Origin of the sequence: Cellulosimicrobium sp. JZ28, assembly GCF_015327065.1 — a bacterium.
Classification (GTDB): domain Bacteria; phylum Actinomycetota; class Actinomycetes; order Actinomycetales; family Cellulomonadaceae; genus Cellulosimicrobium; species Cellulosimicrobium funkei.
Map to the genome: position 1 here is coordinate 4,041,825 of NZ_CP017660.1, position 26,561 is coordinate 4,068,385.

The following is a 26,561-nucleotide window of genomic DNA, read 5'->3' on the forward strand; positions in this document are numbered from 1 at the left end:
GATGTCTGACATTGATGTGAAGGTCAAGCGACACGACCCGGTGAGGTGGATCACGTGCGGATCGGCGAGCTGTCCCGGCGCACCGGGACCCCGACGCGACTCCTGCGGTACTACGAGGAGCAGGGCCTGTTCACGCCCGAGCGGGCAGAGAACGGCTACCGCGAGTACGGCGAGCACCTCGTCGACCGCGTGCTGCAGATCCGCGGGCTCCTCGAGGTGGGGTTCACGACGAAGATCATCAAGGAGTTCCTGCCGTGCCTCGGCAACGCGCCGGAGATCCACCTGCACAACGCCTACCCGGACAAGATCGCGCTCCTCGAGACCGAGCTCGCGCGCCTGGAGGACCGCATCCGCATCCTCGAGAAGAACCGCGAGGCGATCGCCGACTATCTCGACCGCATCCGCCCGTTCGCCCAGCGCCCGGAGGACCGCGTCGCCGGGAGCGCCTCGTCGAGCACGACGTTGCTGTCGTCGTCCGCCGGATAGCGACGGCGACGTCGTGCTCGGCGGGGGATGGGCAGGGGCGTGGACGGGTGGACTCGGTCACTCGGGGCGTGGGGCGTACATGATGACGGCGACGCCGGCGAGGCACAGCAGCGCGCCGGCCACGTCCCAGCGGTCCGGGCGGAAGCCGTCCACGACCATGCCCCACGCGAGCGAGCCGGCGACGTACACCCCGCCGTACGCGGCGAGGATGCGCCCGAAGTTCGCATCCGGCTGGAGCGTCGCGACGACGCCGTAGAGCCCGAGCGCGACGACGCCCGCCCCGATCCACAGCCAGCCCCGGTGCTCGCGGAGCCCCTGCCACACGAGCCACGCCCCGCCGATCTCGAGCAGCGCGGCGAGCACGAACAGCGGGATCGAGCGCGCGAGGTCCATGCGCGCCAGCGTAGGGGGGAGTGCGTGCGCCGTGGCGGTGTCTCCTCGTGCAAACGTAGGTCGGGATTCGGCGTAGCCTTCCGGGGTGACGACTCCCAGACACCAGCCGCCCGTGCTCTCCGACGTGGCTGAGCTCGCCGGGGTGAGCGTCTCGACGGTGTCGCGCGTCCTCACCGGACGGACCCCGGTGAGCCCGAGGCTGCGGGACAAGGTGCAGGCCGCCGTCTCGCAGCTCGGCTACCGCCCCAACGCCGCTGCGCAGACGCTCGTCAGCGGGCGGAGGTCGACGGTCGCGGTGCTCGCGCGCAACACGCTGCGCTACGGCTATGCCGCCACGCTCCAGGGGATCGAGGAGGCGGCGCGCGCCGCGGGCTACGTCGTCTCGATCGCCGTCGTGGAGTCGGAGGCGCCTCGCGACCTGGGCCGCGCGGTCGACCTCGTCCTGTCGCAGTCGCTCGCCGGGGCGATCGTGGTCGAGTTCGACTCGCTCGGCGTGCGCACGCTCGAGGCGCTGCCGGAGGCGCTGCCCGTCGTGGCGGCCGCGGGTGCGCGACGCCGGCAGGGGCCGCGACCGCACGCGTTCCTCGACGACCAGGCGGGCGGCGAGGAGGCGACGCGCTACCTCCTGGGCCTGGGGCACCGCACCGTGCACCACGTCGCGATCCCCGCGACCCGGCCGCGCAGCGGGCGCAGCTGGGGGTGGCGGCGCGCGCTCGAGGCGGCCGGGGTCGAGCGGCCGGACGTGGTCCAGGCGAGCTACGACCCCGACTCCGGCTACGAGGCGGGGCTGCGGCTGGCCGACGACCCCGACGTCACCGCGGTCCTGTGCGGCAACGACGAGCTGGCGATCGGCGTCATGCGGGCGCTGGCCGAGCGCGGGCGTCGCGTCCCGGAGGACGTCAGCGTGGTCGGGTTCGACGACCAGCCGTTCGCGCGCATGTGGAGCCCGCCGCTGACGACGGTCGCCCAGGACTTCGTCGACCTCGGACGGCGCACCTTCGGGATGCTGGCGCGCTGGGTCGAGACGGGCGAGCCGCCGCAGGACAGCGCGACCCGGCCCACGCTCGTCGTCCGGGAGAGCGCCGCGCCGCCGCGCGCCTGACCCCGCGCCCCGGAGCGCCCGATGTCGCGCGCGTGACACCCCGCGCGCCTGAGACCCCGCGCGCCTGACGTGTCCCGTGCCGCTCGGTCTGGCGCACCCGTCCCCGACCGCGCGGCCCGACGTGTCTGCCCCCGTCCCGAGGCCTTCTCTCGCGTCGCGACGACGCCGATGGCTCGCCGCCATTCTGACCGACGTTTGCAGAACCCCGGATGTGTGCGTTAACTTCTGACCAACGTTTGCAGGACCCGCACCGATGCGGGGCGACGAGGGAGTGCGCGTACGTGGTGAGCACAACGATGGCCGAGGACGTCCGTGACGCGGGCGGGACCCCCGTCTGGCCCCGGGTGGTGCGTCTGGCGGCGGCGGGCGCCGCCGTCGTCCTGCTGCTCCCCGAGGACGGTCTGCCCGAGGTCCTGCACTGGGGCTCCGACATCGGCGAGAGCCGGCAGGACCTCGAGGCCCTCGAGCGCGCGACCCGCCCCGTCCTCGCGACGAACGGCGTCGACCAGGGCGTCCGCGTCTCCCTGCTGCCCGAGTCCTGGACCGGGTGGACGGGCACGCCGGGGCTCGCGGGGCACCGCGCGGGCGCGAGCTGGTCGCCGCGGTTCCGCCCGGTCCGGATCGACGTCGACCAGCGTCGGGACGGCGGTGCGGTCGTCGTCGAGGCGCACGACGCGGACGCGGGGCTGCGCCTCGGGCTGGAGCTGGAGATGCTGCCGTCCGGGCTGCTCCGCCTCCGCGGCCGCGTCACCAACGTCGCCGCCCGGCCCTACGCGCTCGAGGGCCTGCGGCTCGCCCTGCCCGTCCCCACGACGGCGGACGAGCTCCTCGACCTCGCCGGTCGCTGGGCCAAGGAGCGGGTCCCGCAGCGGTCCCCCTTCGTCGTCGGCTCCCACGTCCGCGAGGGCCGGCACGGCCGGACCGGCGCGGACGCCGCGACCGTGCTCGTCGCGGGCGAGCCCGGGTTCGGGTTCGACGCCGGGGAGACGTGGGGAGTCCACGTCGCGTTCAGCGGCAACCACGTCGTCTCCGCAGAGCGGACCTTCGACGGGCGTCGGCTCCTCCTCGGGGGCGAGCTGCTGCTCCCCGGCGAGGTCGAGCTCGCGCCGGAGGAGTCGTACACGGGCCCCTGGCTCTACGCGAGCCACGCGGACGGTCTCGACGCGCTCGCCGCCCGCTTCCACGACCACCTCCGCGCACGTCCCGGGCACCCGCGCACCCCGCGACCGGTCGTCATGAACGTGTGGGAGGCCGTGTACTTCGACCACGACCTCGACCGGCTCAAGGAGCTCGCCGACCTCGCGGCCGAGGTGGGGACCGAGCGGTTCGTCCTCGACGACGGATGGTTCGGCGGGCGTCGGGACGACGTCACGGGCCTCGGCGACTGGACCGTGTCCGACGACGTCTGGGGAGAGGGGCGCTTCGCGGACCTCGTCCGGCACGTCAAGGGGCGCGGGATGGAGTTCGGCCTCTGGTTCGAGCCCGAGATGGTGAACCTCGACTCCGACCTCGCGCGGCGGCACCCCGAGTGGATCCTCCAGGTGGAGGGACGGCTCCCCGTCGAGGCGCGGCACCAGCAGGTGCTCGACCTCTCGCACCCGGGCGCGTACGAGCACGTGCTGTCGAGCATCGTCGCGATCGTCCGCGAGCACGGTGTCGACTTCATCAAGTGGGACCACAACCGCGACCTCGTCGACGCGGGCTCGACGCGCACCGGTCGTGCGGGGGTCCACGAGCAGACGCTCGCGACGTACCGCCTCCTGGACGAGGTCCGCGCACGGTGCCCGGGGCTCGAGATCGAGTCCTGCTCGTCCGGCGGAGCGCGCGTCGACCTCGGGATCCTCGAGCGGACCGACCGGGTCTGGGCATCGGACTGCATCGACGCCCACGAGCGGCAGCAGATCCAGCGCTGGACGGCGCAGCTCCTCCCGCCCGAGCTGGTCGGCAGCCACGTGGGGGCCGACCGGGCGCACACGACCGGGCGCCGGCTCGACCTGTCGTTCCGCGCGGCGACGGCGCTCTTCGGCCACTTCGGGATCGAGTGGGATCTCTCGGAGGCCACCGAGGCGGAGCGGCGCGAGCTCGCCGACTGGGTCGAGCACTACAAGCAGGTGCGCCACCTCGTGCACACGGGCCGCGTCGTGCGCCGGTCGCTGGAGGGGGGTGACCTGTGGCTGCACGGCGCGGTGAGCCCGGACCGCACGGAGGCGCTGTACGGGCTCACGCTGCGCGAGCGCCACGTGACGTGGCCGGCGGGGCGCGTGCAGCTCCCCGGTCTCGACCCCGACGCGACCTACGTCGTCCGCCCGTCCGGGCCGTCGGTGGTCCGCGCCGACGACCCGCGGTCGGCGCCCGCGTGGTGGGCGGGCGGGCTCCGCCTGAGCGGAGCGGCCCTCGGGTCGGTCGGGCTGAGCGTCCCCGCGCTCGACCCGGACCAGGCGGTGCTGATCCACGTGGAGGTGGAGCGATGACCACGCAGGCGACGGGTCCACGGCGGGCGACCGCCCCTCCGGCGGCGCGACGCCGGTCGCAGGAGCTGCGGAACCTGCCGGCGGCCCTGCTGTTCGTGCTGCCCGCCGGCATCGGGTTCGTCGTGTTCTTCCTGTGGCCGGCGCTCCGGGGGATCTGGCTGAGCCTCACCGACTCGACCGCCTTCAACACCGGCGGGTTCGTGGGGCTCGAGAACTACCAGCGGATGGTCGCGGACCCGGTGTTCTGGAACGCCTTCAAGGTGACCGTCTGGTACGTGCTGCTCAACATCGGCCTCCAGACGGTGCTCGCGGTGGTGGTGGCGGTGCTCATGCACCGGCTCACGCGGTCCTTGGTCGTCCGCGGCATCATCCTCACGCCGTACCTCGTGTCCAACGTCGTCGCGGCGATGCTCTTCCTCATGCTGCTCGACTACCAGCTCGGCTTCGTCAACGAGCTGGTCGAGTCGCTCGGCGGCGACCGCATCATGTTCTTCGGCGACCAGTCGCTCGTGATCCCGACGATCGCCCTCGTCAACGTGTGGCGCCATCTCGGCTACACAGCGCTCCTGCTGTTCGCGGGCCTCCAGACGATCCCCGAGAACCTCTACGAGGCGGGCCGCGTCGACGGCGCGTCCGAGCTGCGCATGTTCCGGTCGATCACGATGCCGCTGCTGCGCCCGTACCTGGGCCTCGTGCTCATCGTCACGATGATCGGCTCGTTCCAGGTGTTCGACACCGTCTCCGTCGCGACCCAGGGCGGCCCGGCGAACGCCTCGAACGTCATCCAGTACTACATCTACGAGGTCGCCTTCAGCCGCGGGTACGACTTCGGGTACGCGTCGGCCATGTCGGTCGCGCTGCTCGTGGTGCTCGCCGCGATCGCGATCGTCCAGTTCCGGCTCACCCGGGCGAACCAGAACGACATGGCGTGAGGTACCGATGACCACCACAGCTCCCGCTCCCGTCGCCACGCCGACCGGACCCGCCCACCCCGAGCCGGCACCCCGCCGTCGCCGACGTCGCACCACGCCGGGCCGGGTCCTCGGCTGGGTCGTGCTCGCGCTCCTCCTGGTCGTGACGCTCTTCCCCTTCTACTGGATGCTCCGCACCGCGTTGTCCACGAACGCCGCGCTGCCGGGAGGGGCGGCCGACCCGCTGCCGGTCGGGTTCAGCGGGGAGGGTTTCCGCCGCGCGCTCGGGCTCGCCACCGCGCAGGAGTCGCTCGCGGACGGCGGGTCCGGCGCCTCGATGGACTTCCCGCGCTACCTGCTGAACTCCGTCGTGGTCGCGACGCTCGTCACCGTGTGCCAGGTGTTCTTCTCGGCGATGGCGGCCTACGCGTTCGCGCGGCTGCGCTGGCCGGGCCGCGACGCCGTCTACGCGGTCTTCCTCGCCGGCCTGATGGTCCCGACCATCTTCACGCTGCTGCCGAACTTCCTGCTCGTGCGCGACCTCGGTCTGCTCGACACGCTGCCCGGCATCGCGCTCCCCACGATGCTCATGACGCCGTTCGCGGTGTTCTTCCTCCGCCAGTTCTTCGCCGGGATCAGCTTCGAGATCGAGGAGGCGGCGAAGCTCGACGGCGCGGGTCGGTTCCGGACGTTCTTCACCATCGTGCTGCCCATGGCGTCGCCCGCCGTGGTGACGCTCGCGGTCCTCACGTACATCACTGCCTGGAACGACTACCTGTGGCCCCTGCTCGTGAGCCAGTCCGACGACTCACGAGTCCTGACCCTCGCGCTCGGGATCTTCCGGGCGCAGTCCCCCCAGGCGTCCCCGGACTGGGCGGGGCTCATGGCGGCGACGCTGCTCGCAGCGCTGCCGATGCTCCTGCTCTTCCTCGCCTTCGCGAAGAGGATCGTCAACTCGATCGGCTTCACCGGGATCAAGTAGCCGCTCGGCACCAGGGGGCACGGGCCGGCGGCCGTCGGACCCGACAACCATTCCGCACCATCGACGCGGATGTCTGCGAAAGGGAACAACGATGCGAAAGTCTGTCCACGTCGCGGTGGCGGGATGCCTGGTCCTGGCTCTCGGTGCGTGCTCGTCGGGAGGCGGCTCGGGCTCGGGAGGGTCGGGCGAGCAGGTCTCGTACTGGCTCTGGGACTCGAACCAGGTGCCCGCCTACCAGGAGTGCGCGGCCGCGTTCACGGAGCAGAACCCGGACATCACGATCAAGATCGAGCAGTTCGCCTGGGACGACTACTGGACGAAGCTCACCGCCTCCTTCGTGGGCGGCTCCGGCCCGGACGTGTTCGTCGACCACCTGTCGAAGTACGGCGAGTTCGCGGCGCAGGGCCAGATCGTCGCGCTCGACGACCTCGTGGAGGAGGACTCGGTCGACACGTCGGTCTACGCCGAGGGCCTCGTCGACCCGTGGCGCTACGCCGACGGCTCGCTCTACGGCCTGCCGAAGGACTGGGACACGACCGCGTTCTTCTACAACGAGGCGCTGGTCGCCGACGCGGGCTACACGGCGGAGGACCTGTGGGCCGCCGACTGGAACCCCGACGACGGTGGCACGTTCGAGCAGATCGTCGCGCACCTGACGGTGGACGCGAACGGCGTGCGCGGTGACGAGGCCGGGTTCGACAAGTCGAACGTCGCGGTCTACGGCCTGGGCATCAACCCGAACTTCGAGGAGACGGGCCAGATGCAGTGGGCCAACTTCACGGGGTCGCTCGACTGGGACTACCTCGACCAGAACCCGTGGGGCACGCGCTACAACTTCGACGACCCCGAGTTCCAGAAGACCGTCGACTGGTTCTACGGCCTCGCGGACAAGGGCTACGCGCCCGCCGCCGGGGTGTTCTCCGAGGAGACGCTCACCCAGGTGGGCTCCGGCAAGGTCGCCATGGGCACCAACGGCTCGTGGGCGACGGGGACCTTCAAGGCGCTCGAGGGCGTCGACGTCGGGATCGCGCCCGGCCCGGTCGGGCCGACGGGTGACCGCGCCTCGCTCTTCAACGGCGTCGCCGACTCGATCAGCGCGTCGTCGAAGAAGCAGGACGCTGCGTGGGAGTGGGTCAAGTACCTCGGGTCGAGCGCGTGCCAGGACGTCGTCGCCGAGCACGCCGTCGTGTTCCCCGCGATCCCCGGCTCGGCCGACAAGGCGCTGGAGGCCTTCGACGCGAAGGGCTGGGACGTCTCGGCGTTCTTCAGCTACCGCGAGGACGGGCGCACGTTCCTCCCGCCGATCACCGTCCGGGCCGGCGAGGTGAACGCGATCGCGTCGGTCGCCTTCGAGGACATCGCGCTCGGGAACAAGGACGCGTCGTCGCTGACCGAGGCCAACGAGCAGATCAACGCGGTCCTCGCGGACTGAGCACCAGCACGACGGCGGGTTGCGGCGGAGTCGCCGCACCCCGTCGGCGGGGCGGCCGTCCCGGCCGCCCCGCTCCCCGACAGCACGAAGGAGTGTGGACAGATGCACGGCAGGAGAGCGGACGGCGGGCGCAGGATGCTCCGCCGGCTCACGGCGGGGCTGACCGCGTCCGTGGTCGTGGCGACCGGCGCGGTGACCGTGCTGCCCGGCGCGGCGGCCGCGGAGGACGTGGAGGTCCTGGCCGTCGACCTGGCAGCGTCGACGGGCGCGGTGCAGGGCGGAGCCTCGGGCATGCTCTACGGGCTGGGCGACGACGGCGTGCCCACCGACCCCATCATCGCGGGGGCCCGGCCGACCAACGTCACCCAGAAGGCACCGCACGGCGCGCAGCACCCCAACGGGGACCCGCTCGACGTCGAGCGCTCGCTCTTCGAGAACGGGGGCGAGTACCTGATGGTGAACATCCAGGACTACTACCCCGACTGGGCCTACAACGGCGGCAAGCGTCCCGAGGACTTCGACACGTACCTCGACATCGTGCGCACCGTCGTGACGAGCATCGTCGAGGAGTCCGACTACCCCGAGCGGTACGTCTTCACGCCGTTCAACGAGCCCGACGGCATCAACTGGTACGGCGACTGGAACGTCATGCGGGACACGTTCCTCGCGGACTGGAAGGCCGCCTACGAGACCATCAAGGAGGTCTACCCCGAGGCGCGGATCGCCGGCCCTGGTGACGCGTGGTGGCACGGGACGAGCACCCGCCAGATCCTCACCTACGCGAAGGCCAACGACGTCCTGCCGGACATGTGGACCTGGCACGAGCTCGGGGTCGAGAACCTCGCGACCTTCCGCTCGCACCTCGCCGAGTTCCGCCGGATCGAGCAGGAGGTCGGCGTCGGCCCGCTGCCCGTGAACATCACGGAGTACGCGATGCGCCGCGACATGGGCGTGCCCGGCCAGCTGGTGCAGTGGATCTCGATGTTCGAGGACGAGAAGGTCGACGCCCAGACGGCGTACTGGACGTTCGCGGGCAACCTCAACGACAACATGGCCAAGAACAACGGCGCGAACGGCGCGTGGTGGCTGCTCAAGTGGTACGGCGACCTCACGGGGGAGACCGTGGAGCTCACCCCGCCGGCGCTGAACGCGGTCGACACGCTGCAGGGGCTCGCCGCCCTGGACGCCGAGAAGCGCCAGGCGACGGTGCTCTTCGGTGGCGGCTCGAAGGACGTCCGCCTCGACGTGTCGGGCGTCGACACGGAGGTCTTCGGCGACGAGGTCGACGTCCAGGTGCGCCGGGCGGAGTTCACCGGGCAGGAGGGCGAGGCCCTGGCGCCGCCGGTCGTGGTGGCCGAGCGCGCGTCGGTGGTCGACGGCGCGGTGCAGGTCGTCGTCCCGAACGACGACCGTCACTCCGCCTACCAGGTCGTGGTGACGCCGGCCCTCGACGAGGCGCCCGTGGCGGACACGACGTGGAGGCAGCGCGTGGAGGCGGAGTCGACCCGGCTGTCCGGGCTGACGGTCGTGGACCGGCCGGCCGGTGACGCGTGGACGTTCGCGGCCTCGGGCGCGAAGGACGTGCGCGGGTTCACGACGGCGGGCGCGTCGGCGTCGTGGACGGTCGACGTCCCGACGACGGGCACGTACCGCCTGGGCGTCATCGCGGGGGTGAACGGGCCGAACGTGGGGCCGGGCTCGCACGCGCTGTTCGTCGACGGGGCTCCGGCGGGGACGATCCGCTACGAGGCGGGGTTCTCGGACTCCTACCGCGGCAAGGCGGAGGTCCTGGTGGAGCTCGAGGCGGGTGCGCACGAGCTGTCGGTGCGCGCGAGCGCCGACGGGTCGACCGTGCTGCCCGGGGCGAACGTCACGCTCGACCGGTTCGACCTCGAGCGGGTGGACGGCCCGGACACGACGACCTACCCGGCCCACCTCGCCCGTCTGCAGGGAGCGTCGGTCTCCTACGACGCCGGAGAGGCCGGGCGGGTGCAGGTCGGCGGCGACGGCACCGCGACGTTCTACGTGGCCGCGCGCGAGACGGGGTACTACGACGTGACGCTCGACTACTCCGCGGACGCACCGACCACGGTGGGCCTGCGGCTCAACGGCCGGGAGGTCGTGGGCCTCGAGGCCCACGCCGCCGGTGCGCGCACCTCGTCGGCGCGGGTGCACCTCGCGCAGGGGATCACGGAGCTCGCGGTCACCGCGCCGGGCGGCATCTCGCTCGGTGCGCTGACGACCACGCGTGCGGCAGGGTCGGACGCGTCGGTCGAGACGGTCGAGGCCGAGGACGTGCTCCAGCTCTCGGGCGGTGCGCGGCTGGAGTCGGTCGCGCAGCCGACCGACGTGTCGGGACGGCAGGTCTCCTGGCTGGGCGGCAGCGAGCAGAGCGTCGCCGTGTGGCCGCGCGCGGAGGGCGTGGGCGCTGGCCAGTACGACCTCGTGGTGCGGTACGCGAACGCGGAGAAGAACACCGGGCACGCGTACAACACCGACGTCATCACGCGCTTCCTCGACGTGAGCGAGGCCGGCGGCGGCACCACGCGCGGCGCCTTCCGGCACAACTACTCGTGGAAGGGCTTCTGGACCCACACGGTGGCTCTGGACCTGACCACCGACGACGGTGCCCTGACGCTCGGCAACGCCACGGGCTGGGCCCCGAACCTGGACACGCTGGCCCTCGCGCCGCTCGTGCTCGACGTGAGCAACGGGGCGTCCTCGCCGGGCGTCGCGGTGGAGGTCCAGGTGCAGCCGCGCTGCCTGGCGGGCACCGCGTACCTCGCCGTGCGTGCGACGAACGAGGAGCCGTCCGCGGTCGACCTCGCCGTCGTCACGGCGTACGGCAGCCGCGACTTCGCGGCGGTCGCGCCCGAGCGCTCCGGCTACCAGTCGTTCGCCGTGCGCGCGGCCCGGCTCGAGGCGGGGACCGTCACGGTGACCGCGTCGACGGACGGGCGCGACGGCCGGTACGACGTCGCGTACGACGCGCTCGACTGCGGCTGACCGGCTGGCCGACGTCGCTCGGGCCCCGCACGGGAGTGGACCGTGCGGGGCCCGAGCGCTGTGCTCTCCAGGGCGGCACGAGGGCCGAGCACCCCGAGGCGGAGCGCCGCGCGGCTACCGCCGGACCTGCTCCAGCGGCTCCGCGAGCCGGGTGCACTCGCTGCACCGCAGGCGTCGTGCCGTCCGCACGACGGGGTTCCCCACGGAGGTGGCGGGGATCCGGATCCTCACCTCGTGGGTGTGCTCCGCGCACGTGGCCGCGCCGCACTCGCTGCACACGGCCGTCGCGACCCGGCCGTCGCGGGGGGTGGTCCCACACTCTGCACACTGCATGGCTCCTGCTCTCCGCCGGCGCAGGGCGCCGGCTGCTCGGTGACTGCGTCGTCGTGCGCGCCGGGCGTCGTCGCCCGGGCGCGGGTGCCGTTCAGCGGGCGGCGGAGTCCTCGGGGTCCGTCGCGATCGCGCGGACGGGCCGGCACGGGTTCCCCACCGCGACGACGCCCGCGGGGATGTCCCGCGTGACCACGGACCCGGCGCCGATGATGCTGTCGTCGCCGATCGTCACGCCGGGCGTGAGGGTGACCGAGCCGCCGATCCACACGTTGCTGCCGATCGTGACGGGCTCGGGGCGCTCCCAGCCCTCGCGGCGGCGGACGACGTCCTCGGCGTGGTTCGGCGTGTAGATCGAGCAGCGCGGACCGATGAGGCAGTCCGGGCCGATCGTGACGAGGCCGCCGCCGATGACCATGAAGTCGGCGTTGATGAAGGTGCGCGCGCCGATCTGCAGCCGGTCGCCGTAGTCGATCGTCAGCGGCGGGCGGAAGTCGATCCCCTCCTCGGCGCCGGGGACGAGCCGGTGGAAGAGGCGGCGTGCCTCGTCGACGTCCTCGAAGTACACGCGCCCGATGCGGGCGCACGTCGCGTGCGCGTCGCGGGTCAGCTCCTGCAGCGCGGGCGACGTGCGGTAGCGCAGCCACCCGCCCGAGAGCAGGCTGCGGAGGTCCTCGTCCGTGGCGGCCAGCTCGGCCATCCTCGTCGTCGGCTCGGTCGTGCTGCTCATCGGACTCCTTCGTCGTGATTAGTATTTCGGTTAAACATATAGGCGCGCGCGAAGGGACGCAAGACTCCTCGGGCTCGACCTCTCTGGGCCGCCGTCGCCGGGCCGCCCCCGGAACGCCGTGACCGGGGCGGCTCCCGGCGCCCGGTCAGGACGTGCGGTCGAGGACGCGGCGCAGGCGCGCCTTCTTCTCGTTCTCGCGCACGACCCACGCCACGTCTGGGTCCGACGACCCGCGCAGCGCCGCGAACCGCGGCACACCGGCGGCCGGGTCACCGACGACGGCGACGCTCCAGCAGTACCCGAGGGCCTGGCGCAGCGTGCGCACGTCGGGGTCGCGGCGCGCGTCGGCGGGGAGCGCGCCGATCGAGGCGGTCGCGGCCGCGCACGCGTCCAGGGCGGCGGTCGCGGTCGCCGGGTCTCGCAGGAGTCGCGGCTCGCAGATCCCGGCGACGGCGGCGCGGCGGACCAGCGGGTCGGGGTCGGCGACCCACGACGCGACGAGCGCGCGGAGCGTAGCGGGCTCGGCGTCGCCGATCCGTTGGAGCGCCATCGCGGCGGCCTCGCGGACGCGCCACGACCCGTCCGACGCGCGGGCGCGCAGCCGGTCGGTCGGCTCCGCGCGCGCGTCGGCGGGGGCCGCGACGACGAGCCGGCCCAGCCCGTACGTCCCGCAGCACCGGAGGTACTCGTCGGGGTCGTCGGCCAGGGCGCGGACGAGCTCGGCGGGCGCGACGTCGGCGAACGCGCCCAGGAGCTCGAGGTTCGCGCGCGGGCCCGGCAGCCCCGATCCCGCGGTGAGGTGCGCGCGCACCGCCGCCGGGTCGCCGTCGAGCGCGCGCAGCGCGGCCCGGTGCTCCTCTCGCACGGTCATGCCGACCACGCTAGGACGCGGCGCCCCCGCCCGACAGGGTCTTTCGGCCGGGCTCGGGCGGCCGCGAGCCACGATCCGGGAGCCGCCGGAGAGCGCCTGCCGCCGGGCTCAGCGCAGCGGGTCGAACGCGCGGATCTCGTCGGGGGTCTCGCCGGTCGTCACGAGGTGGGCGAGCGCCCGGCCGGTCGCGGGCCCGAGCACCATGCCCCACATGCCGTGGCCGCCCGCGACGTAGACGCCGCGCGTGCGCGTCGCGCCGACGAGCGGCAGGCCGTCGGGCGTGACGGGCCGCGAGCCGACCCACTCGTCGTGCCGGTCGTCGAGGTCGACGCCCTGGAACAGGTGCCGCACGGATGCGAGGATCGCGTCGATCCGCCGGGGCTGGAGCGGCTCGTCCGGGCCGCGGAACTCCATGGTCCCCGCGATGCGGAACCGGCCCTGGTAGGGCGTGCACGCGACGCGGCGCGCGGGCAGGTAGATCGGCGTCTCGACGGGCTCGTCGGTCTTCACGGTGAACGAGTAGCCGCGTCCGGCCTGCACGCGCGTGCGCACGCCGAGCGGCGCCGCGAGCGAGGGCAGCCACGCGCCGGTCGCGAGCACGACGGCGTCGCCCCGCAGCACGACGCCCTCCTCGCGGTCGGCGGGGGAGCCGGCCCGGCGCGGCACCCCGGCGTCCGGCCCGACGCCGTCGGTCACCCCGGACCCGTCGCTCGCCCCGGCGCCCACGAGGGCGGGGTGCCGGGCGGCGTCGGGGTGCACGGCGCGCGCGAAGACGCACGCGCCCAGGCGGCCGGGTTCGACGTCGAGCACCTCGAGGCCGGTGAGGATGGTGCCGCCGCGGGCGCGCACGGAGTCGGCGAGCGCGTGGACGTACGGTCCGGGCTCGAGGAAGCGCTGGCCCTCGAGCGCGTAGACGGTGGAGACGCGGTCGGTGAGCTGGTGTGCGCGCTCGCCAGCCTCGACGCGCCGGACGGGGACGGTCTGCCCGGCGGCGGCGACGTGCTCGAGCTCGCGCAGGAAGGGCCGGGCCTCGCGCACGTGCTCGAACGCGACGGTGAACGGGCCGGGAATCGTGCCGGCCTCGACGCCGTGGCCGAGGCTGCCGCCCGCGGCGAGCTCGTCGAACGCGTCGAGCGCGACGCGGTCGATCGGGGTGAGGGCCGCCATCGCGCGGTCCCAGCGGGCCTGCGTCGCGTGCGCCATGAAACGCGCGAAGAACGTCCACAGGCGCGGGTCGAACCGCAGCGGGACGTGCAGGGGAGCGGCCGGGTCGAGGAGGGCGCGCGGCCCGTACGTCCACAGGGACGGGTCGGCGAGCGGCATCGCCATGCCGGGGGTGAGCCACCCGGCGTTGCCCCACGAGGAGCCCGCGGCGACGCCCTCGCGGTCGACGACGGTCACCTCGACGCCCTGCTCCTGGAGGTGCCACGCGGTCGCGAGCCCCACCATGCCGGCGCCGACGACGACGGCCGTGCGAGGGGCGCGGCCGGGGGGTGCCGACCGGGCGTCGCGAGAACGGGGACGGGGACGAGAGGTCGTGCTCACGCCGGGCTCCTTCGACCGACGCCCGCCCCGCGGGTGGCGAGGCGGGCGCGTGGCTGGTGTGCGGCGGGATGGTGCCGCACGACTCACAGCGTGGTGGATCCTTCGGTGTGCGGCAAGATGTGCCGAAGGATCATCGCTCCCGGCCGCTGCCGCCGCCGCGACGTTCGCCCGCCGACCAGGGGAGGCCCACCGTGCCGAAGGATCTTCGACCGCCCGCGCTGGACGACGTCGACCGTCGCATCCTCGACGTCCTCGCGACCGACGCGCGCGCCACGAACGCGGCGGTCGCCGCCCGCGTCGGCATCGCGGCCTCGACGTGCCACGCGCGCGTCCGGGCCCTCGTGGACCGCGGCGTGATCCGGGGCTTCCGGGCCGACGTCGACCCCGCGGCGCTCGGCCGGGGGCTCGAGGCGCTCATCGCGATCCGCCTCCAGGCCGGGGCCCGCAAGGGCCTGGAGGCGTTCCGCGACTACCTGCTGACGCTGCCCGACGTCGAGGGCGTCTTCTTCGTCACCGGCGACCGCGACTTCCTGCTGCACGTCGCGGTCGCCGACTCGGACGCGCTGCGCGACCTGGTGTCCCGGACGCTCAGCGTGCGCCCCGAGGTGGCCGGGACGAGCACGACGGTGATCTTCGAGCACGCGCGTCCCTGAGGCCCTGGCCTCACGCCACCGTCGTCCCCTCCCGCACGCGCGACCGCAGGACGTGCTTGGTGAGCTTGCCGGAGGGGTTCCGGGGGAGCTCGGTCACGAGCGCGACGTCGCGCGGCACCTTGTAGCGCGCGAGCCGGTCGGCGAGGAAGGCGCGCAGCGAGTCGAGCGTCGGCTCGGCGCCGGGAGCGGGGACGACGAACGCGACGACCGTCTCGCCCCAGTCGGCGTGCGGCCGCCCGACGACGGCGACGTCCGCGACCTCCGGGGAGCCGCGCAGCGCCTCCTCGACCTCCTGGGAGTAGACGTTCTCGCCGCCCGTGATGATGACGTCCTTGAGCCGGTCGACGATGAACAGGTACCCGTCCTCGTCGACGCGCACGACGTCGCCGGTGCGGTACCAGTCGCCGACCAGCACGGCCTCGGTCGCCTCCGGGTCGTCGAGGTAGCCGACCATCCGGGTGTCCGACCGCAGCCAGATCTCCCCGGTCCCGCCCGGGCCGACGTCCTTCCCGTCGAGGTCCACGACCCTCACGTCGACGCCGGGCATGCCCGCGTGCCCGATCGAGCCCGCCTTGCGCTCCTGGTCGGCCGGGCCGAGCGCGGTGCCGACCGGCCCCATCTCGCTCATGCCGTAGACCTGGTGCAGCTCGCCCGGGTAGGCGGCGCGGATCGCCCGCACGGTGTCGGCGCCGACGGGCGCGCCGCCGGCGAGCCACAGCCGCGCGCTCGACAGGTCGAACGTCGACAGGTCGATGCCCTGCGCGGCGGCGACCTGGAGCGGCGCGACGTACGCGATGGGCGCGCCGAAGAACGCGGTGGTGCGCTCGGCCTCGACCGTCCGCAGCATCTCGATCGGGTGGTACTCGCGCAGCAGCACGGTCGTCCCGCCGAGGAACACCATCGACAGGAACCAGTTGTTGAGGGGCGAGGCGTGCCAGATGGGCATCGCGAGGAGGAAGCGGTCGTCCGCGCGCAGCCCGACGGCCGCCGTCGTGTAGGCCGCGACCGAGCTCAGCCCGCGGTGGGTGTGCTCGCAGCCCTTGGGGGCCGCCGTCGTGCCGGACGTGTAGAGCACCTGGGCGATCGTGTCCTGGTCCGGCGGCACGCCGTCCCACGGCTCGGCGGCCGCAACGAGCGCGTCGAAGTCGTCGTGCCCCGGAGTCCCCTCCGCGTCCTGCCCGACGGCGTCCGCCTCCGTCCACAGCCAGCGCACCGCGGGCGCGGCGGCGGTCGCGACGGGGGCCAGGCTCGCGTCCGCGACGCCCAGCACGGCGCCGCTGTGGGCGACGAGCCGCGCGACCTCGGGCGCCTGGAGCTTGTGGTTGACGGGGACGAGCACGGCGCCCGCGCGCCACAGGCCGAACGCCGCGACGACGAACCCCGGCGTGTTGTAGGTCATGACCGTGACGCGGTCGCCGGGGCGCACGCCGGCGTCCCGGAAGACCGCCGCCGCGCGGCGCGCGGCCGCGTCGAGCTCGGCGTACGTGAGCCGGCGCTCGCCCAGCACGAGCGCCTCCTTGGTCGGGACCTTGCGTGCCGTGCTCTCGAGCATGCTGCCCAGGTGCATGTCGTCCTCCTCGACGTCGTGCGCGGCGTCGTCCTCGACGCCTCCGGCCCGGCGGCCGGTACCGCGATGAATTGAATCATGCTTCAATTCTTCGTGGAAGCCGCCCCGAGGCGGTTCACCCGACGACGACGGAGGACCCGTGCCCTACCGCGAGACCCCGGCGACGCGCGCCGCCCGGGAGCGCAAGCGCGACGCCCTGCTCGACGCGGCGCGGACGATCGTCGCCGAGCACGGGTTCGCCGGCGCGAGCGTGCAGGCGCTCGCGGCGCGCGCCGGGGTGAGCACCGGCGGCGTCTACTCCTACTTCCCGACGAAGGCCGACCTGCTCGTCGCGGTGTTCCGCCAGGCGGCCGACGTCGAGCTCGACGCGGTGCGCGCGGCGGCCGCCGCACGCCCGGACGACCCGCCCGGCGGCGGCACCGCGGCGCGCCTCGGCCGCGCCGTCGACACGTTCGCGCGGCGCGCGCTGCGCGGCCCGACGCTCGCGTGGGCGCTCCTGCTCGAGCCCGTCGACCCGGCCGTCGACGCCGCGCGGCTCGAGTACCGCCGCGCGTACGCGACGACGTTCGCGGACGTCGTGCGCGACGGCGTCGCGGCGGGCGAGATCCCCGACCAGGACGTCGCGGTCGTCGCGACCGCGCTCGTCGGGGCGATCGGCGAGTCGCTCACCGGCCCGCTGTCGCCGCTCGCCGCGGCCCGCGACGGCGGGTCCACGGGCCCGGCGCCGACCCCCGGCGAGCGGGACGCCGTCGTCGCCACGATCCAGCGCTTCTGCCTGTGTGCCGTGGGCGCCCGGACGGTGGCGCCCGCCCCCGCCTGACCTGCCCGCCCGAACCACCCACCTGACCCGACCGTCCGGGCCGCACCCGAGCACCGCCGCACCGACCCGAGCCACCCGCAGAGCCGCAGGAGGACACCGTGACCCCGACCGACACCCGCAGCGACACCCCCACCCGGGCCGCCGGCACCAGCGGGACCGCAAGCGTCACCGACGCCGCGACCGCCGTCCCGCACCCGGCACCCCGCACGACCCACCGCGTGACCAACCAGCCGCCGGAGCGCGAGGGGGTCAACGAGTACCTCGACCACCCCGTGCTGCGCGAGGCGGTGCACGCGTACGGCGGGGCGTGGGGCGAGGACCGGCTCGTCGAGGTCGGCGCGCTCGTCGGGACGGGGGACTTCCAGCGCGCGGCCGAGCTCGCGAACGTCCACGAGCCCGTGCTGCGCACGCACGACCGCCGGGGCCACCGCATCGACGAGGTGGAGTACCACCCGGCGTACCACGAGGTGATCGGGGCGGCCGTCGCGCACGGCGCGCACACGAGCGCGTGGGCGGAGCCCGGGCCGGGCGCGAACGTCGTGCGGGGCGCGGTCTTCTCGCTGTTCGCGCAGGTCGAGCCGGGCCACGCGTGCCCGGTCTCCATGACGCACGCGGCGGTGCCCTCGCTGCGGCACGCGCCGTCGCTCGCCGCCATGTGGGAGCCGCGCCTGCTCTCCCGCGGGTACGACGGCGCCCTCGCGGCCCCGGGCAGCAAGCCCGGCGTGCTCGTCGGGATGGCGATGACGGAGAAGCAGGGCGGCTCGGACGTGCGCGCGAACGCGACGACGGCCGTGCCCGCCGGGGCCGACGGCGCCCACCTGCTCACGGGGCACAAGTGGTTCTGCTCGGCACCGATGTCCGACGCGTTCCTCGTGCTCGCCCAGGTCCCGGGCGCACCGGGCGAGGGGGCGCCGTCGTGCTTCCTCGTGCCGCGCGTGCTGGAGGACGGCACGCGCAACGTCTTTCGCATCCAGCGCCTCAAGGAGAAGCTGGGCAACCGGTCGAACGCGTCGTCGGAGATCGAGCTCGACGGCACCGTCGGTTTCCTCGTCGGGGAGCCCGGGCGCGGCGTGCGGACGATCATCGAGATGGTGTCGCGCACGCGGCTCGACTGCGTGCACGGCTCGGCCGCGGGCATGCGCCAGGCGGTCACCGAGGCGCTGTGGCACGCGCGGCACCGCACCGCGTTCGGCGCGGCGCTCGTGGACCAGCCCGCGATGACCGCGGTGCTCGCCGACCTCGCGCTCGAGTCCGAGGCCGCGACGCTCACGTCGGTGCGCCTCGCCGCCGCGCACGACGGCGAGACCGAGCACGACCGCGCGTTCCGCCGCCTCGCGACGGCCGTGAGCAAGTACTGGGTGTGCAAGCGCGGGCCGCACCACGCGTACGAGGCGATGGAGTGCCTGGGCGGCAACGGCTACACGGAGGCGTTCCCGCTCGCCCGTCGCTACCGCGAGCAGCCGGTCATGGCGATCTGGGAGGGGTCGGGCAACGTCATCGCGCTCGACGTGCTCCGCGCGATGGGCCGCGAGCCCGCGTCCGTCGCGGCGTTCGAGGCGGAGCTCGCCACGACGGCGGGCGCGCACCCCGTCCTCGACGCGCACGTCGCGCGCACGCGCCGTCTGCTCGCGGAGGTCGCGGGGGCCGACGCCGGGGCGCAGCAGGCGCAGGCCCGTCGCGTCGTGGAGTCGCTCGCCCTCGCGCTCCAGGCGTCGCTCGTGGTGCGGCACGCTCCCTCGGGCACGGCCGACGCGTTCGTCGCCGCCCGGCTCGGCGAGGACCGCGGCCACGGGTACGGCGTCCTGCCGCGAGGCACCGACGCGCACGCGATCCTCGCGCGGCACACGCACCTCGGGACCGCCCCGGACCGGTGAGCGGACCGGCCTGCGCCGACGTCGCGGGTGGCCGGGCCCGCTGTGGGTGCCGGGCCGTACCGTCCGCGCCATGGACCGAGAGACCTTCTGGGGCATCGTCGAGACGGCACGCGAGCGGGCGGGCGCGGGTGCCGACGACCGCGGCGCCGAGGACGACCCGCTGCCCGGCGCCCTCACCGACCTCCTCGTGGAGCGGCTGACCGCCGACGAGATGCTGGCGTTCGTCGACGTGGCGGGAGACGTGGCGAACGACGCCTACGCCTGGCCGGTGTGGGGCGCGGCCTACCTCGTCGAGGGCGGGTGCAGCGACGACGGGTTCATGGACTTCCGCGACGGGCTCGTCCTCACGGGCCGAGAGACGTTCGAGCGCACCCTGGCCGACCCGGACACGCTCGCCGACCACCCCGTCGTCGCCGCGATGGCCGACGGCGGGTCGCCCTGGTTCGGGTTCGAGTCGCTGGACTCGCTCGTCGGGGACGCGTGGTCCCGCGCGACCGGCGAGGACGACGAGGCGTACTACGCGGCGCGCGAGCGGACGTCGTCGGTGCGGGCGCGCAGCGAGCCCGCCGGCGAGCAGTGGGACTTCGACGACGACGAGGAGAACGCGCGCCGCCTCCCGCGGCTCACCGCCCTGTTCGCCGTGTGACGGGACGGTCCGCCCCCGGGGAACCGGGGGCGGACCGGGTCACATGCGCCAGGCGAACAGGCCCGTCGGGTCGTACGCCGCGCGCACCGACGCGAGGCGTGCCGCGGTCTCGGGCGACCAGGCCCGGGCGAGCGCGTCGTCCGTCCAGGGCCCGGGCAGGAAGTTGATGTTCGTCTCCGTCGCGGCCCACGGCTGCGACCACTGCGCGAACGAGGCCGCGGCGGCGACCATGTCCGGCAGCCGCGGCGGGTTGACGCCCACGAGGCTCAGCAGGAACCCGGCGGTACGGCCGCCCGCGGCGGACCCGCCCTCGACGTCGCGCGCCCCGGCGCCGCCGACGTGCCGCAGCTCGGCCGCGACGAACGGCGACCCGCTGCCCGGCCCGAGCTCGGCGAGGAACCGGTCGAGGAAGTCCCCGTCGACCTCCCGCAGGCCCGCGCCGTAGACCCACGACGGCCCGGCGTCCTCCGGGTCCGCGTGGATCGTCGCGACGGCCGTCACGGGCAGCTCGCCCACCGTGTCGGCGAGGGCGGGCGCGAGCGCCCGCAGCGGCGCGGCGAGGCGCTCGCCCTCCGCGGGGTCGCCCGGGTAGGCGAAGCGCAGGGCGAGCACCGTGCGGCCGCGCAGGTGCTCCGGGACGAACGGCAGGTCCGGGAGGGCGAGCACCGCGACCGAGGTCGTGACGTCGTCGGGCGCGGTCGCGGTCCACGACGCCCAGCCGCGCAGGACCTCCTCGACGTGCGGGGCGTCGAACGTGAGCGAGCCCGCGTACAGCGTGCGCAGCGGCACGAGCTCGAGGTCGAGCCGCGTCACGACGCCGAGCCCGCCCTTGCCGCCGCGCAGCGCCCAGAACAGGTCCGGCTCGGTGTCCGGGCCCGCCTCGACGACCGACCCGTCGGCGAGCACGACCCGGAACCCGCGCACCCGGTCCGACGTCAGGCCGTGGCTGCGCGTCAGGGGCCCGTACCCGCCGCCCAGCGTGTACCCGACGACCCCGACGGACGTCGACGAGCCCGTGACGGGCGCGAGCCCGTGCTCCGCGGCCGCGTCGACGACCGCGTTCCAGCGCGTCCCGGCACCGATGCGCGCGACGCGCGACGCCGGGTCGACCTCGACGCCCGCGAGGCCGCTCGTCCCGAGGACGACGCCGTCCGTGATCGGCGACGACTCGCCGTGGCCCGTCGCGTGCGACCGCACGGGCAGCCCGTGGTGGGCCGCGAACCGCACGGCCTCCACGACGTCGGCCTCCGTCTCCGCGAGCACCGCGACGTCGGGGTCGTGCGCGACGAGCGTGCTGTGCGCGGCGACGGCCTCCGCGGCGGTGGGGCCGCCGTCGGGCAGGTCGCCGCGAGCGAGGACGCGACCCGAGACGCGGTCCCGCAGCGCGGCGACGTCGGTGGGCGAGAGCGTGGTGGAGGCGGTCATGGTGCTGGTCCCCTTCGTCGGTGTGCGCGCTGCACGGCCGGAGGTGCGGTCAGGTCACCTGGACGACGACGCGCGGGCACGGTCTGTGACATGCCCGAGGGGTAGGGAGGGCGCCGCCTCAGGTTCGTGGCGTCCCGGCCAGCGGCAGCCAGTCGAGGACGTCCTGGATGGTGCGGTCCCAGAAGCCCCACTCGTGCGTCCCGGGCGAGAACTCCGACCGCAGCGCCACGCCGGACTCATCGGCCACCCGCTCGAACGCCCGGTTGCCGTCGACGAGGAAGTCCTCCGTCCCGCACGCGAGGAACAGCTCGGGGAGGTCGGCAGTGCGGCCCTCGGCCGCGGCGCGCCGCAGCAGAGCGAGCAGGTCGTCGTCCGACCCGGCGATCTCGCGGTCGCCGAACACGCGCTCGATGTCCGGCAGACGCCGCTCGCGGTACGACTCGTCGGCGAGGTCGAGCACCCCGGACAGGCTCGCCGCCGCCGCGAACCGCTCGGGGTGCCGCAGGGCCCAGCGGAACGCGCCGTACCCGCCCATCGACAGCCCCGCGACGAACGTGTCCTCGCGGCGCGTCGACACGCGGAAGAACTGGTCGACGAGGCTCGGCAGCTCCTCGGACAGGAACGTCCAGTAGCGGTGCCCGTGCACCTCGTCGGCGTAGAAGCTGCGCTCCACGCGCGGCATGACGACGGCCAGCCCGCGGTCGGCGACGTACCGCTCGATCGACGTCCGGCGCGTCCAGATGGTCTCGTCGTCGCTCATGCCGTGGAGCAGGTAGAGCACCGGGGCGCCCTCGGCGCGGGCGCTCGCCGACCCGGCCATGCCGATCTGGGTCGACGTGGCCTGGGGGAGCACGACGGTCATCGACGTGCTCACCTCGAGCACGTCGGAGTAGAAGCTGCAGCGGACGAGAGCCACGGGTCGCCTCCCGGCGGGGTCGGACGGGCCGCCGGCGGTCCGCGGCGGCGGACCCAGTCTGCCCTCCGGACGGGCAGCGGCCGCTCAGCCGCGCAGCGCGTCCAGGAGGCGCTGCACGGACGACCCCAGACCCCAGCGCTCGCCGAGCTCGGCGAGCGCGTCCGGGTCGGCCGGGGCCGTGGGCAGCGCGTCGTCGACGTCGTCGAGCGGGGCGTCCGGCGCGACGCGCACGACGAGCGGGGCGACCTCCAGGTACGGGGCCGCCTCGGTCAGCCGACGGCGCTGGGTCGCCGTCAGTCCCGCGTCGCCCGCGTCGCGCGCCGCGAGCACGCCCGCGAGGTCGCCGTACCTCCCGAGGAGCGCGACCGCCGTCTTCTCGCCGATGCCGGGGACGCCCGGCAGGCCGTCGCTCGGGTCGCCGCGCAGCACCGCCATGTCCGCGTAGGCCGCGCCTGTCGCGACGCCGTACCGCTCGCGCAGGCGCGCCTGGTCGACGACGTCGAGGTTCTTCACGCCCTTCGTCGGGTAGAGCACGCGGACGCCCGCGGCGTCGTCGACGAGCTGGAACAGGTCGCGGTCGCCCGTGACGACCTCGACCGCCGCCCGGCCCGACGGGTCCGGCGTCGCGCCCGCCGCCGCGCGGCGCGCGACCTCGCGCGCGGTGAGGGTGCCGATGACGTCGTCCGCCTCGTAGCCCGCCGCCCCGACGCGGGCGATGCCCAGCGCCGCGAGCACGTCGACGATGACCGGCACCTGCGCGACGAGCTTCTCCGGGACCTCTTCGACGCCCGTCGTGCCGGGGACGACCTCCGCGACGCGGTGCGCCTTGTACGAGGGGATCGCCTCGACCCGGAAGGCCGGCCGCCAGTCCACGTCCCAGCACGCGACGAGGCGCGTCGGACGACGGTCCGTCACGAGCGTCGCGATCATGTCGAGCAGGCCGCGCACCGCGTTGACGGGCGTGCCGTCCGGCGCCTTGATCGAGTCCGGCACCCCGAAGAACGCCCGGAAGTACAGGCTCGCGGTGTCGAGCAGCATGAGCTCGCCGCCGGGGGTGGCGTCGCTGCTCGCGGGGGCGCCGTCGTCCGTGCTCTGCGTCATGCGGTCATCCTGCCGCACGGCCCCGACACCGGTCTCCCCGGGGAGTGTCGCGCCTACCCGGCCTGGCCGTCGGGCGGCGCGAGCGGTTCACTGGTGCTCGGAGGTGAGCGACATGTCCACGACGACGCGACGAGCAGCCGGCACGGCCCTCGCCCTCGCGGTGCTCCTGCTCCTGGGGGCGTGCGCGGCCGGGCCGAACGTCGCCGCGAACCCCGGGGGCTACGGGTTCTGGTGGGGCCTGTGGCAGGGCGCGATCCTGCCGGTGACGTTCATCGTGTCCCTCTTCACGGACACGGTGAGCATCTACGAGGTCGACAACAACGGGACCTGGTACGACGTCGGGTTCGTGCTGGGCATCGCGCTCTTCTCCGGCCCTGCGATCGCGCTGCGCGGCCGACGGTCCTGACGAGGGGGAGTCACCCCTCGGCCGGGGCGGTGCCCCGCGCACGGCCGGAGACGAGAAAGATCGCGAGGATCCCGACGAGGACGAACACGACGTTGAAGGTGCCCGCGATCGCGTTCAGCGCCTCGGAGCCGGAGCTCGCGCCGTGTGCGTCGACGCCGTCCGTCGCGAGGAACGTCGTCGGGTCGGTGGCCGCGTGCAGGAGGATCGCGGGCACGATGCTGCCGGTGACACGCATGGAGAGGTACATCATCGTGCCGAAGCCGAACGCGTAGACCACCGTGGTGCCCACGAGCAGGAGGTTCTGCCCCGAGACGAGGTTCGTCGTGTGCAGGAGGCCGAACAGCAGGGACGACAGCACCATCACCGCCTTCTCGCCGTACCCGGCCCGGCGGAGCATCGTGACGGCGACGCCGCGCGTCAGGACCTCCTCGGCGAACCCGACGCACAGGCCGAGCGCGAGGACGGTGAGGACGACCGTGACGTCGTAGGCGCCCCAGTCCGTCGCCGCGAGATGGAGCGCGACCGGGACGAGCACGAGGACGACCGCGACCCACATCCACGGTCGGCCCGCGACCGGCTGCGGCCCGAACACCTCGCGTCGCCACCGGACGGTCCGCAGGAAGACGACGAGCAGCAGGCCCATGACGAGGATCGGCAGCAGCAGCCCGAAGAACACGGTGCCGGACGAGTCGAGGAGCTCCTCGCCGCTGCCCGGCCCCAGCCGGGTGAGCCCGACGAGCCACCCGACCCCCAGATACACCGCGATGTAGAGGACCGCGAACAGGAGGGCCCGCCACCAGCCGCCGCGGTCCCAGAACCGTTGCCAGCCGGACCGGGGGCCGGCCTCCTCGATCGATCCGGTCAGCTCGGTCATCGTGTGCCTCGCTCGTCGTCGGACGACCGTCGCCGACGGCCGGTCGGTGCGGACGGCGCCACCGACAGGGGCGAGCGTAGGGACAGGAGGACGGGAGCGCGCGGCGAAGCGGCGCTCAGCGCCCCGCGATCTCCGTGAGCGACCCCGCGACGCGGGCGAGGGCGCCCGGGACGAGCGAGTAGTACGCCCAGCGCCCGCGCTGCTCGCGGGTCAGCAGACCGGCGTCGACCAGGATCTTGAGGTGGTGGCTGACGGTCGGCTGGGAGAGGCCGACCGGCCCGGTGAGGTCGCACACGCACGCCTCGTGCCCCTCCTGGGCGGCGACGATCGCGAGGAGCTGGACCCGCGTCGGGTCCGCCAGGGCCTTGAAGGTGCGCGCGAGCTCGCGCGCAGCATCGGGGTCTGCCGCCCCGGTGGCGGCCGGGCCGCAGCAGCCGGGTGCGCCGCGCGGGGGCGCCGGGGGCAGCGTGGCCGTCGTCATGCGGCCATCCTGCCACACATTGACACTCATCGATGGGTGGTCCACGATGCTCGCATCGATAACCTTCAATACGAGGAGTGCTCATGGTCGAGGTGGGGCGGGACGAGCTCCCGGTCGTGGTGATCGGTGCAGGTCCGGTGGGTCTGGCCGCGGCGGCGCACCTGCTGGAGCGCGGGCTGGAGACGATCGTGCTCGAGGCCGGCGACGGGCCGGGTGCGGCCGTGGCGTCGTGGGGCCACGTGCGGTTGTTCTCGCCGTGGCGCTACGACGTCGACGCCGCCGCGCGGCGCCTGCTGGAGGCGACGGGGTGGGTGGAGCCGGATCCGGACGCGCTGCCCACCGGCGGGGAGCTCGTGGGGCGCTACCTGGCTCCGCTGGCCGCGACGCCGCAGATCGCGCCCCGACTGCGTACCGGCACGCGAGTGGTGTCGGTCGCCCGCGACGGTGCGGACAAGACACGCTCCCTCGGCCGGGAGCGGCGCGGGTACCGGGTGCGGACGGTGGACGCCGGCGGCACGGTGACCGACGTGCTGGCCCGCGCGGTGATCGACGCGTCGGGGACGTTCTCGACGTCGAACCCGCTGGGGGTCTCGGGTCTTCCGGCCGTGGGCGAGGAGGAGTCGGCTGCGTTCGTCACCGGACCTCTCCCGGACGTGCTCGGCACCCGGCGCGACCGGTTCGCAGGCAGGGACACCCTCGTCGTCGGGATGGGCCACTCCGCGGCGAACACGCTCCTGAACCTCGTCGAGCTCTCCGAGTCCGAGCCGGGCACCACGATCACGTGGGCGATCCGCGGTGGTTCCGCGCGTCGCCTCTTCGGCGGTGGAGCCGACGACGAGCTCCCTGCGCGAGGCCTGCTCGGCACGCGCCTGCGGGCCGCCGTGGAGGCTGGGCGGCTGACGCTGCTCACGCGCGTCTCGATCGAACGCCTCGTCCCCGGTGCCGGAACCGTCCAGGTGCTGGGGACCGTGCGCGACGGGGCGCTGAGCCTCGAGGTGCACCAGATCGTCGACGCGACCGGCTTCCGGCCGGACCTGGACATGCTGCGCGAGGTGCGCCTCGACCTGGACCCGGTCGTGGAGGCACCTGCGGCGCTCGCTCCGCTCATCGACCCGAACCAGCACTCCTGCGGCACCGTGCCGCCGCACGGCGAGCAGGTGCTGTCCCACCCGGACGACGGGTTCTACCTCGCAGGCATGAAGTCCTACGGGCGTGCGCCGACGTTCCTGCTCGCCACGGGCTACGAGCAGGTGCGCTCGATCGCGGCGGCGCTGGCAGGGGACCGGGCTGCGGCCGACGCGGTCGAGCTGGCCCTCCCCGCGACCGGGGTCTGCTCGACCGACCTCGCTCTGGAGGCGGACGGCGCGGGGGCGAGCGGGTCGTGCTGCGGCACCGCGCCGGCGGCGCCGCAGCCGGTCACCCTCGGGGTCGGGGCACCGGCCGGGGTCGGGTTCGCTACCGGCGTCGTGCACGGACGCTCGGGCGACGCGGACCACGGCTGAGCGCCCGGCCGCGCGTCGGGTCCGGGTGGGACCGACG

At 74.4% G+C, this 26,561-nt stretch carries 23 protein-coding genes; 13 read left to right on the forward strand and 10 right to left on the reverse strand.

Annotation, left to right across the window (positions count from 1 at the left end; genetic code table 11):
• Positions 1-54: 54 nt before the first annotated feature.
• Complete coding sequence (locus tag BJP59_RS18150) at positions 55-486, forward strand: MerR family transcriptional regulator (RefSeq protein WP_021483088.1); 432 nt, start codon at positions 55-57, stop codon at positions 484-486.
• Between the two features lie 57 nt (positions 487-543).
• Here BJP59_RS18150 and BJP59_RS18155 read toward each other — a convergent pair whose 3' ends face one another.
• Positions 544-879 (reverse strand): YnfA family protein, encoded by a 336-nt coding sequence (locus tag BJP59_RS18155; protein ID WP_194521669.1) that lies wholly within the window; start codon positions 877-879, stop codon positions 544-546.
• 85 nt (positions 880-964) lie between these two features.
• On the opposite strand from BJP59_RS18155, the gene BJP59_RS18160 reads away from it, so the two are divergent.
• The 6 genes from BJP59_RS18160 (at position 965) to BJP59_RS18185 (ending at position 10,783) form a co-directional block, all read left to right on the forward strand.
• Positions 965-1,981: a LacI family DNA-binding transcriptional regulator gene (locus BJP59_RS18160; protein ID WP_194521670.1), complete on the forward strand. Its 1,017-nt coding sequence runs from the start codon at positions 965-967 to the stop codon at positions 1,979-1,981.
• Between the two features lie 281 nt (positions 1,982-2,262).
• Positions 2,263-4,452, forward strand: coding sequence for an alpha-galactosidase (locus BJP59_RS18165; protein WP_442861516.1), 2,190 nt, complete (start codon positions 2,263-2,265; stop codon positions 4,450-4,452).
• On the forward strand, positions 4,449-5,384 hold the full coding sequence (locus BJP59_RS18170; protein ID WP_076403986.1) for a carbohydrate ABC transporter permease: 936 nt from the start codon (positions 4,449-4,451) through the stop codon (positions 5,382-5,384). Before BJP59_RS18165 ends, BJP59_RS18170 begins: the two co-directional genes overlap by 4 nt.
• 7 nt (positions 5,385-5,391) lie before the next feature.
• A complete protein-coding gene (locus tag BJP59_RS18175) occupies positions 5,392-6,345 on the forward strand; it encodes a carbohydrate ABC transporter permease (protein ID WP_021480452.1) in 954 nt (317 codons plus the stop codon).
• A gap of 91 nt (positions 6,346-6,436) precedes the next feature.
• A complete protein-coding gene (locus BJP59_RS18180) occupies positions 6,437-7,777 on the forward strand; it encodes an ABC transporter substrate-binding protein (protein ID WP_021480451.1) in 1,341 nt (446 codons plus the stop codon).
• A 102-nt stretch (positions 7,778-7,879) separates the two neighbouring features.
• Positions 7,880-10,783, forward strand: a complete 2,904-nt coding sequence (locus tag BJP59_RS18185; RefSeq protein ID WP_194521671.1) for a hypothetical protein — start codon at positions 7,880-7,882, stop codon at positions 10,781-10,783.
• A 424-nt stretch (positions 10,784-11,207) separates the two neighbouring features.
• Here BJP59_RS18185 and BJP59_RS18190 read toward each other — a convergent pair whose 3' ends face one another.
• The 3 genes from BJP59_RS18190 to BJP59_RS18200 form a co-directional block, all read right to left on the reverse strand.
• Positions 11,208-11,843 carry a sugar O-acetyltransferase gene (locus BJP59_RS18190; RefSeq protein WP_194521672.1) on the reverse strand — a complete coding sequence of 212 codons (636 nt, stop codon included), beginning with the start codon at positions 11,841-11,843 and terminating at the stop codon, positions 11,208-11,210.
• Between the two features lie 145 nt (positions 11,844-11,988).
• The gene (locus tag BJP59_RS18195; RefSeq protein WP_194521673.1) at positions 11,989-12,714 is read right to left on the reverse strand and encodes a HEAT repeat domain-containing protein; all 726 of its coding nucleotides are present in this window, start codon (positions 12,712-12,714) and stop codon (positions 11,989-11,991) included.
• Positions 12,715-12,822: 108 nt separating this feature from the next.
• Positions 12,823-14,259 (reverse strand): NAD(P)/FAD-dependent oxidoreductase, encoded by a 1,437-nt coding sequence (locus BJP59_RS18200; RefSeq protein ID WP_194521674.1) that lies wholly within the window; start codon positions 14,257-14,259, stop codon positions 12,823-12,825.
• 191 nt (positions 14,260-14,450) lie between these two features.
• Between BJP59_RS18200 and BJP59_RS18205 the strand changes: the two genes are divergently transcribed.
• Positions 14,451-14,912 carry an Lrp/AsnC family transcriptional regulator gene (locus tag BJP59_RS18205; protein ID WP_021482652.1) on the forward strand — a complete coding sequence of 154 codons (462 nt, stop codon included), beginning with the start codon at positions 14,451-14,453 and terminating at the stop codon, positions 14,910-14,912.
• Between the two features lie 10 nt (positions 14,913-14,922).
• Here BJP59_RS18205 and BJP59_RS18210 read toward each other — a convergent pair whose 3' ends face one another.
• Positions 14,923-16,479, reverse strand: coding sequence for a class I adenylate-forming enzyme family protein (locus BJP59_RS18210; protein WP_194521676.1), 1,557 nt, complete (start codon positions 16,477-16,479; stop codon positions 14,923-14,925).
• 139 nt (positions 16,480-16,618) lie between these two features.
• Here BJP59_RS18210 and BJP59_RS18215 point away from each other — a divergent pair, with 139 nt between their 5' ends.
• The 3 genes from BJP59_RS18215 to BJP59_RS18225 all read left to right on the forward strand — a co-directional run bounded on the left by BJP59_RS18215 (position 16,619) and on the right by BJP59_RS18225 (position 19,819).
• Positions 16,619-17,299 carry a TetR/AcrR family transcriptional regulator gene (locus tag BJP59_RS18215; RefSeq protein ID WP_194521677.1) on the forward strand — a complete coding sequence of 227 codons (681 nt, stop codon included), beginning with the start codon at positions 16,619-16,621 and terminating at the stop codon, positions 17,297-17,299.
• A gap of 98 nt (positions 17,300-17,397) precedes the next feature.
• A complete protein-coding gene (locus tag BJP59_RS18220; protein ID WP_194521678.1) occupies positions 17,398-19,173 on the forward strand; it encodes an acyl-CoA dehydrogenase family protein in 1,776 nt (591 codons plus the stop codon).
• Between the two features lie 70 nt (positions 19,174-19,243).
• Positions 19,244-19,819, forward strand: a complete 576-nt coding sequence (locus tag BJP59_RS18225) for a DUF4240 domain-containing protein (RefSeq protein ID WP_194521679.1) — start codon at positions 19,244-19,246, stop codon at positions 19,817-19,819.
• Between the two features lie 39 nt (positions 19,820-19,858).
• Here BJP59_RS18225 and BJP59_RS18230 read toward each other — a convergent pair whose 3' ends face one another.
• The 3 genes from BJP59_RS18230 to BJP59_RS18240 form a co-directional block, all read right to left on the reverse strand.
• Entirely contained in the window at positions 19,859-21,244 is a 1,386-nt protein-coding gene (locus BJP59_RS18230; protein WP_194521680.1) for an FAD-binding oxidoreductase, read from the reverse strand.
• A 118-nt stretch (positions 21,245-21,362) separates the two neighbouring features.
• Complete coding sequence (locus tag BJP59_RS18235) at positions 21,363-22,160, reverse strand: alpha/beta hydrolase (protein ID WP_074804572.1); 798 nt, start codon at positions 22,158-22,160, stop codon at positions 21,363-21,365.
• Between the two features lie 84 nt (positions 22,161-22,244).
• Positions 22,245-23,261 (reverse strand): 5'-3' exonuclease, encoded by a 1,017-nt coding sequence (locus BJP59_RS18240; protein ID WP_228485168.1) that lies wholly within the window; start codon positions 23,259-23,261, stop codon positions 22,245-22,247.
• 112 nt (positions 23,262-23,373) lie between these two features.
• Here BJP59_RS18240 and BJP59_RS18245 point away from each other — a divergent pair, with 112 nt between their 5' ends.
• On the forward strand, positions 23,374-23,667 hold the full coding sequence (locus BJP59_RS18245) for a hypothetical protein (protein ID WP_021482941.1): 294 nt from the start codon (positions 23,374-23,376) through the stop codon (positions 23,665-23,667).
• A 10-nt stretch (positions 23,668-23,677) separates the two neighbouring features.
• Here BJP59_RS18245 and BJP59_RS18250 read toward each other — a convergent pair whose 3' ends face one another.
• Together BJP59_RS18250 and BJP59_RS18255 are read right to left on the reverse strand one after the other, a co-directional pair.
• Positions 23,678-24,541 (reverse strand): CPBP family intramembrane glutamic endopeptidase, encoded by an 864-nt coding sequence (locus BJP59_RS18250; protein WP_076403977.1) that lies wholly within the window; start codon positions 24,539-24,541, stop codon positions 23,678-23,680.
• 115 nt (positions 24,542-24,656) lie between these two features.
• Positions 24,657-25,022, reverse strand: coding sequence for an ArsR/SmtB family transcription factor (locus BJP59_RS18255; protein ID WP_076403976.1), 366 nt, complete (start codon positions 25,020-25,022; stop codon positions 24,657-24,659).
• A gap of 83 nt (positions 25,023-25,105) precedes the next feature.
• On the opposite strand from BJP59_RS18255, the gene BJP59_RS18260 reads away from it, so the two are divergent.
• Positions 25,106-26,524 carry an FAD-dependent oxidoreductase gene (locus tag BJP59_RS18260; RefSeq protein ID WP_194521681.1) on the forward strand — a complete coding sequence of 473 codons (1,419 nt, stop codon included), beginning with the start codon at positions 25,106-25,108 and terminating at the stop codon, positions 26,522-26,524.
• The last annotated feature ends 37 nt before the right edge of the window (positions 26,525-26,561 follow it).